The 7,667-nt window shown below is 40.6% G+C and carries 6 protein-coding genes; all 6 read left to right on the top strand.

Annotated elements, in window-relative coordinates; translation table 11 throughout:
• Positions 1-60 precede the first annotated feature (60 nt).
• The 6 genes from AVJ20_RS15525 (at position 61) to AVJ20_RS15550 (ending at position 7,601) form a co-directional block, all read left to right on the top strand.
• Positions 61-1,866, top strand: coding sequence for an extracellular solute-binding protein (locus AVJ20_RS15525; protein ID WP_228157236.1), 1,806 nt, complete (start codon positions 61-63; stop codon positions 1,864-1,866).
• 33 nt (positions 1,867-1,899) lie between these two features.
• Positions 1,900-2,967, top strand: a complete 1,068-nt coding sequence (locus AVJ20_RS15530) for a microcin C ABC transporter permease YejB (protein WP_111885859.1) — start codon at positions 1,900-1,902, stop codon at positions 2,965-2,967.
• On the top strand, positions 2,967-3,980 hold the full coding sequence (locus AVJ20_RS15535; protein WP_111885860.1) for an ABC transporter permease: 1,014 nt from the start codon (positions 2,967-2,969) through the stop codon (positions 3,978-3,980). The genes AVJ20_RS15530 and AVJ20_RS15535 overlap by 1 nt, the downstream gene beginning before the upstream one ends.
• Complete coding sequence (locus AVJ20_RS15540; RefSeq protein ID WP_111885861.1) at positions 3,955-5,556, top strand: ABC transporter ATP-binding protein; 1,602 nt, start codon at positions 3,955-3,957, stop codon at positions 5,554-5,556. Before AVJ20_RS15535 ends, AVJ20_RS15540 begins: the two co-directional genes overlap by 26 nt.
• 112 nt (positions 5,557-5,668) lie before the next feature.
• On the top strand, positions 5,669-6,913 hold the full coding sequence (locus AVJ20_RS15545) for an NADH:flavin oxidoreductase/NADH oxidase family protein (protein WP_111885862.1): 1,245 nt from the start codon (positions 5,669-5,671) through the stop codon (positions 6,911-6,913).
• 88 nt (positions 6,914-7,001) lie between these two features.
• On the top strand, positions 7,002-7,601 hold the full coding sequence (locus AVJ20_RS15550; RefSeq protein ID WP_111885863.1) for a YiiX family permuted papain-like enzyme: 600 nt from the start codon (positions 7,002-7,004) through the stop codon (positions 7,599-7,601).
• Positions 7,602-7,667: the final 66 nt, after the last annotated feature.

Below are 7,667 nucleotides of genomic sequence, written 5' to 3' on the forward strand. Positions count from 1 at the left end.
GACTACAGGGAGTTGTCATTGATGTTGGTGTCGTTCAAATCAGCACATCAAGCTATTGGGATGTGTGTGCTTACTCTGTTCGGTCAAAGTGTGTGGTCTGCGATACAGACCACGCCTTATATTGCGATTCATAGCACACCCAAATATGACTCTGTCAAAGTCATGCCTTATGCCAATGCTTCTGCACCCAAAGGTGGATATTTAAGTACTTCATCAAATGGGACATTTGACAATTTAAACAGTATGAATGGTAAGGGCAGTGCGGCTGAGGGGGTAAATTATTTATTTGACTCCCTTATGGATAGCTCTTTAGATGAACCTGGCGTGATGTATCCATTATTAGCTGAGAAGGTAACGTTCGACCCCGATCATACTAATTTTGTCATTTATCACTTAAATCCAAAAGCACGATTTAGTGATGGTTCTGAACTCACAGCTGAAGATGTTAAATTTAGTTTTGATACTTTTCAGACCAAGTCAAATCCAGGTTTACAAATGTATTTGGCAGATTTAGATAAAACCCAAGTGTTATCTAAATATGAAGTCAAAATGACCTTTAAGTCGGGTAATAACGCTGAAATGCCATTAATATTGGCGCAAATGCCGATTTATTCCAAAAAAGATTGGGCAAAAAAAGATTTTACTAAAATTACCATGCAGCCGATTTTAGGTTCTGGCCCCTATTTACTTGATCGAATTGATTCTGGTCGTAGTATTAGTTTTAAGCGTAATCCTAATTATTGGGGACGTGATTTAGTGATTAATCGCGGACGATATAATTTTGATCATTTGAAATATGTCTATTACCGAAATTTAGATGTTGCTTTTGAAGGCTTTAAGTCTGGCCAATATACTTTGCATGAGGAATTTACAGCACGAAAATGGGTGACGGAATATAAGTTTCCGTCCATCACTGCAGGAATGGTGGTGAAGTATCGTGATAAGCATGAAAATCCAATTGCAACTCAAAGTTTTGTATTTAATACGCGTCGATCGCCTTTTAATGATATTCGTTTTCGGCAAGCTTTAACTTATGCGTATGATTTTGAGTGGCAAAATAAAGCTCTGTTTTATGGTCAATACCAGCGCTTACAAAGCTATTTTTCAAATAGTGAGTTAGAAGCAAAAGGGGTGCCATCAGATGCTGAAATGCAAATTTTAAAACCATTGTTAACGAAATTAACCCCTTTAGAGCGTAAAGGGGTGTTATCCAACTGGAAATATCCAGTTTCAGATGCTAGTGGATTTAATCGAAATAATTTATTGACTGCTCGTCAGCTATTAATAAATGCTGGTTATCGATTTAGAAATGGTCAATTATTAGACCGACATGGTCAAGCCATTCGTATTGAGTTTCTCATTCACCAAGATGGCTTACAGCGAACATTAATGCCTTTTGTGCGCAATATGAAACGCTTAGGTGTGACTGTAAATATTCGTCAAGTGGACGTGCCTCAATATATAGAACGGATGCGTTCTAAAGACTTTGATATGACAACAAATGTTATGCCACAGTCGCTCAATCCGGGTAATGAGCAAGCGCAATTTTGGGGAAGTGCATCGGCGGATCAGCCTGGTAATTACAACTATGCTGGCATTAAAAGTCCAATCATTGATGAGGTCATACAACAGGTGATTCGTGCACCAAATCGTGAACAATTGGTGGTGCGTACCAAAGTATTGGATCGATTATTAAGAGCTGGGTATTATCAAATTCCAACCTATGGTAAAGGTGAAAAATGGTTTGCGTATTGGAATATGTATCAACAGCCAAAAGTTAAACCAAAATTATCAACAGGTATTGATTATTGGTGGAGCAATGAAGCGCAATCGAAAAAAGTTGCAAACTATTTGCGCCAACAATAAATACTAATGAATGACAGGGAATGTTAAAGCAACATGGGCACATATATTTTAAAAAGATTGCTCCTGATTATTCCAACATTGTTTTTCATTTTACTGATTAACTTTGTCGTGATTCAGATTGCACCGGGAGGACCTGTTGAACAAGCCATACAGCAAGCTGAGTCCTTTCAAGGTATGGGAAACACAGGTGGTGGTGAAACTGCGACGACAGGCAGTAAATACCAAGGTGCTAAAGGCCTCAGTGAAGAAATGGTGGCAAAAATCGAAGCGCAATATGGTTTCGATAAACCATTATTCGAACGTTTTTGGCTCATGTTAAAGGGCTATGTAACGCTAGATTTTGGTACCAGTTTTTTTAAAGATAAGCCTGTGACCCAGCTGCTTTGGGAAAAGCTGCCTGTATCCTTATCCCTTGGCTTATGGAGTACCTTGCTGATCTATATGGTGTCTATTCCATTAGGCATTAAAAAAGCCCGTCAACATGGTCTGCTATTTGATAAAAGCACGTCTATTTTATTGGCTATAGGTTACGCCATTCCTGCTTTCGCCTTTGCCATTTTACTCATTGTCTTTTTTGCAGGTGGTTCATATTTTCAGTGGTTTCCTCTACAAGGTTTAGTTTCAGAGAATTTTGCTGAGTTAAGTGTGTTTGGCAAAATTGCAGATTATTTTTGGCATATGGCGTTGCCTTTGTTTGCTATGGTAATTGGTGGTTTTGCAGGCTTAACTTATCTGACCAAATACTCTTTTATGGAAGAGTTGAATAAGCAATATGTTCTTGCTGCTCGTTCTAAAGGTTTGACCGAAACACGTGTGCTGTATGGGCATGTATTTCGTAATGCAATGCTCATTGTCATTGCGGGGCTGCCAGAAGCCTTGATCGGCATCTTCTTTGTGGGAAATCTATTTATTGAAATTATTTTCAATCTAGATGGTCTGGGATTGTTGGGGTTTGAAGCCATCGTGCAGCGCGATTATCCAGTCATTTTCGGTACCTTGTTTATTTTTACCTTGATGGGGCTGATCTTAAGATTAATCAGTGATGTCATGTATCAAATGATTGATCCACGAATTAATTTTGATTCGCAGGGGGCAAAATAATGTCTCCGATCATGCAAGCACGTTTTCAACGTTTTAAAGAAAATAAATTAGGCTTTACATGCTTTATCAGTTTTGCCTTGATTTTTATGTTGTCTCTAGCTGTCGAGTTTATTGCCAATGATAAACCGCTCTTGGTCAAATACGATGATTCTTTATATGTGCCCGTATTGAAAAGTTATCCAGAAACCGCTTTCGGTGGGATATTTGAAACTGAGGCAGATTATAAAGATCCTGTTGTTCAGCAACTGATAGAAGATAAAGGCTGGGCGGTTTGGCCACTGATTAAATTTTCCTATCAAACACCGAATTTAGAACTGGCTGTGCCCGTACCATCTGCACCAACTGCACAAAATTGGCTCGGTACCGATGACCAAGGGCGTGATGTGCTCGCACGTATTTTATATGGATTACGTGTGTCGCTCCTGTTTGGTTTTGCATTAACTTTTGCTTCAGCCATATTGGGCATCATCGTTGGGGCGATACAGGGCTATTATGGTGGGTGGATAGACCTCATTGGTCAACGGATTTTAGAAGTCTGGGGTGGACTCCCGATGCTATTCATGGTGATGATTTTGGTCAGCATGTTTACGCCGAGTGTGTATTGGCTCTTTGTCATTATGCTGTTGTTTGGCTGGCCCACTTTAGTTGGCTTGGTTCGTGCGGAGTTTTTGCGGGCGCGTAATTTTGACTATGTACGTGCAGCACGGAGTCTTGGTGTTACAGATAGCACCATTATTTTTCGGCATATCTTACCAAATGCGATGAGTTCCAGTCTTTCACAGCTACCTTTCATGCTTACGGCAAATATTACAGCACTGACAGCCTTAGATTTCTTAGGGTATGGCTTACCGCCTGATGCCGCGTCATTAGGTGAGTTATTGCTTCAAGGGAAAAACAATCTGAATGCACCTTGGCTTGCCTTATCGGGGTTCTTTACATTAGCGATCGTGCTGTCTTTATTGATTTACATTGGGGAGGCGACACGTGATGCATTCGATCCTAGACGTCAATAATCATCAAGTTAATGTACCTCCCATCGTGTTAGAAGTGGAACATTTACATATTTCCCATGCAGCACAGGTCTTGGTTGAAGACCTGAAATTTAATTTGCATGCAGGTGAAACGATAGCCATTGTTGGTGAAAGCGGTTCTGGTAAATCGATTAGCAGCCTAGCTATACTCGGTTTGTTGCCAAGTGATCTGCAGGTCACAGGGAGCGTCAGCCTTAACGGACAAGCAATACTTGGACTGAGTCCTGAGCAGCATCGAAACATTCGTGGGCAGAAAATTGCCATGATTTTTCAAGAGCCGATGACGGCCTTAAATCCCTTACATCGGGTGGAAAAGATTGTTGGTGAGTCACTGTTGTTACAGGGATGGTCGAAGGCAAAAACTCGGCAGCGGGTTATAGAATTATTAAATGATGTGGGTATTCCTGATGCTGAAGATAAATTAAGACACTATCCACATGAGTTATCAGGCGGGCAGCGTCAACGTGTCATGATTGCCATGGCATTGGCCTTAGATCCTGATATTTTAATCGCTGATGAGCCAACCACGGCTTTAGATGTCACATTGCAAGCGCAAATCTTAAATTTATTAAAGTCGCTACAACAGCAGCGTAATATGGCGATGATATTAATTAGCCATGACCTGAATTTGGTCAAGCGCTATGCCGAACATGTGATTGTGATGAATCGTGGTCAAGTGGTGGAGCAAGGTAATGTTCAGGAAATTTTTGAGCAACCGAAGCAGGCGTATACCCAAAATTTATTAGACCATGATTTTGGTAAAGCAATACAGGTTTCGCAAACTCAAAAACTTTTAGAATTACGCCAGTTAGGAGTGAAATTCCCAGTCAAACAAGGCTTATTGAACCGCATCAAAAATTATGTCGTTGCTGTAGAAGCTTTGGATTTAACAGTGGCTGAAGGTGAGTCGATCGGTATTGTTGGTGAGAGTGGTTCAGGGAAAAGCTCTTTAGCACTGGCTATTGCTCGGCTCATAGAAAGTGAGGGTGAAATTATGTTAAATCAACACGCCATCAATCAACTTTCAGAAAAACAGCTCAGACCTTTACGTCGTGAATTTCAAATCGTCTTTCAAGATCCATTCAGTAGTTTAAATCCACGGCTCAATGTAGAGCAAACCATTGGCGAAGGTCTGGCCTTACAGCATTTATCTGCAAATGAAATTGCACAGCGTATAGATGAAGCATTGCAGAAAGTCGAATTAGCCACCTCATTTAAGCAGCGTTATCCACATGAATTATCAGGTGGGCAACGGCAGAGAGTCGCCTTAGCGCGTGCGTTGATATTACGTCCTAAATTATTGATACTCGATGAACCCACATCGGCACTAGATCGGACGACACAAAAAGCCATCGTGAAGCTACTACGTCGCTTGCAGCAAGAATATAATATGAGTTATTTATTTATCAGTCACGATTTACACGTGGTCAAAGCCTTGTGTCAAAAAGTGTTGGTACTGCGACATGCCAAAGTCTTGGAGTTTCAAGACACCGCAGATCTATTTGCACGACCACAAACGGACTATACCCGTAAATTAATTGAAGCCAGCCAATACTAAAATCAAACTTATGGATATTTTGACAAGTGTCATTGTCAAAATATCCTTGACCTTTAGAAAATAATACTTAGAGTAAATACTCAGGACTTATTATTTCATTTTGGACAATGCCATGAGCCATTTAGCTGAAAGCTTTAAAATTCGTAATACCACGTTTAAAAATCGCATCATCAAAGGTGCAATGAGTGAAGCATTGGCCAATACCGCAGGCCAACCCAATCACTTACATTTTGGGTTATATGAAGCTTGGGCGAAGGGTGGTTTAGGCTGTGCCATTACGGGTAATGTCATGGTGGATTTTCGTGCTAAAAATGAGCCTGGAGTTGTTGTCGCTGAAACTGAGCGAGATTTAGCACAGTTAACACAGTGGGCTGAGCTAGGCAAGAAGCACGGCATGGTGCAATTGGTTCAACTTTCACATCCTGGCCGTCAATGTCCTAAAGGTTTAAATAAAGAAACGGTTGCACCGTCTGCTGTGCCATTTAGTCCGATGTTAGCCACAACGTTTGGAACACCGCGCGAACTTCGTGAAGATGAAATTTTAGATATCATTCAGCGTTTTGCACGTGCCGCACACATTTGTGAAAAGGCAGGCTTCGAAGGCGTGCAATTGCATGGTGCGCATGGTTATTTAATTAGTCAGTTTTTGTCGCCACTGACCAATAAACGTCAAGATCAGTGGGGCGGTTCAAATGAAAATCGCATGCGCTTTTTGCTTGAAATCTATAAGGCAGTTCGTGCAGCGACGACCGATGATTTTATCATTTCGGTCAAACTGAATTCTGCTGATTTCCAACGCGGCGGAATTAGCGAAGCAGATGTGATTGAGGTCTTTAAAGCAATAGATGCAGCAGGGATTGATATGATTGAAATCTCGGGCGGTTCCTATGAAGCGCCAGCGATGGCGGGTGCTAAAGAAGAAAAACGTAAAGCCAGTACCATTGCTCGTGAAGCTTATTTCCTCGATTTTGCGGACAATATCCGTAAAGAAGTGAAATGCGCATTAATGGTTACCGGCGGGTTTAGAACCGTGCAAGGCATGAATGCTGCACTAGACAGTGGAGCTTGTGATTTTATTGGTATTGCACGTCCTTTCGCTGTAGAAGTCGATTTGGCTGATCGTTTATTGGCGGGGCAGGATGTTCGTTACGGTGTGGACAAAATTAAAACTGGCATACCGATGATTGATAAAATGGCGATTATGGAAATTATTTGGTATGCCGCTCAGTTTAAATCGATTGGTGAAGGCAAACAGCCAAATCCTAAACTTTCACCCTTAAAAGTGTTTTTTAAATATCTTAAAGGAAATTTAACAGCGGTCATTAAAGGGCAAGTCAATTCACGTAAGTCGGCTTAATCAATCATTGAATTTTTAGAATCAGGGCAACCGACATATATTCATGTTATGGTTGCCTTCATTCATATCAATATTGCTTACAATAAAAATGTCTAAAATTTTAATATTAATAGTTATTCTTTGTGGGCTCAGTTCAGCCCTCTATGCCCAGTCTGTATTTCAGACGGGGGATATCATTTTTCATATCTCAAAGTCACAACAAAGTTTAAGCATTCAAAAGGCCACACATTCGCCCTATAGTCACATGGGCATGATCGTAAATAAAAATAACCAAACCTGGGTGCTTGAAGCTATTCAACCTGTGCAATATACCGCTTTAAATCAATGGATCGCACGTGGGGAGAATGCTCACTATGTGGTGAAAAGGCTCAAACAACCCTTAAATGTGCAGCAGAAAACGAAGCTGGTGCAACATGCGGAAAAGTACTTGGGCAAACCCTATGATATATATTTTGAATGGGATGACCGTGCAATTTACTGTTCTGAAATTGTTTGGAAAGCTTATCAGCATGCTTTAGGAATCGAACTTTCTCCATTACAACAACTGAAACAATTTGATTTAAAACAATATGAAGTGCAGCGCCTAATGCGGCAGCGCTATGGTCAAAATATTCCGCTAAATGAGCAGGTGATTGCCCCTAAGGCCATTTATGATTCAAAACTTTTAAAAGAAATATTTAGAAATTAAGGCAATAAAAAAGCCCAAGTCGCAATGCTTGAGCTTTTTAATGAGTGGTTAAAACCAACTCGAATA

The organism is Acinetobacter sp. CFCC 11171 (assembly GCF_003268405.1).
GTDB lineage: Bacteria > Pseudomonadota > Gammaproteobacteria > Pseudomonadales > Moraxellaceae > Acinetobacter > Acinetobacter amyesii.

What these genes read in the sequence shown, in the direction of transcription:
- AVJ20_RS15525 (WP_228157236.1), top strand. Translation starts at nt 61, where the DNA reads ATGTGTGTGCTTACTCTGTTCGGTCAAAGTGTGTGGTCTGCGATACAG.
- AVJ20_RS15530 (WP_111885859.1), top strand. Translation starts at nt 1,900, where the DNA reads ATGGGCACATATATTTTAAAAAGATTGCTCCTGATTATTCCAACATTG.
- AVJ20_RS15535 (WP_111885860.1), top strand. Translation starts at nt 2,967, where the DNA reads ATGTCTCCGATCATGCAAGCACGTTTTCAACGTTTTAAAGAAAATAAA.
- AVJ20_RS15540 (WP_111885861.1), top strand. Translation starts at nt 3,955, where the DNA reads ATGCATTCGATCCTAGACGTCAATAATCATCAAGTTAATGTACCTCCC.
- AVJ20_RS15545 (WP_111885862.1), top strand. Translation starts at nt 5,669, where the DNA reads ATGAGCCATTTAGCTGAAAGCTTTAAAATTCGTAATACCACGTTTAAA.
- AVJ20_RS15550 (WP_111885863.1), top strand. Translation starts at nt 7,002, where the DNA reads ATGTCTAAAATTTTAATATTAATAGTTATTCTTTGTGGGCTCAGTTCA.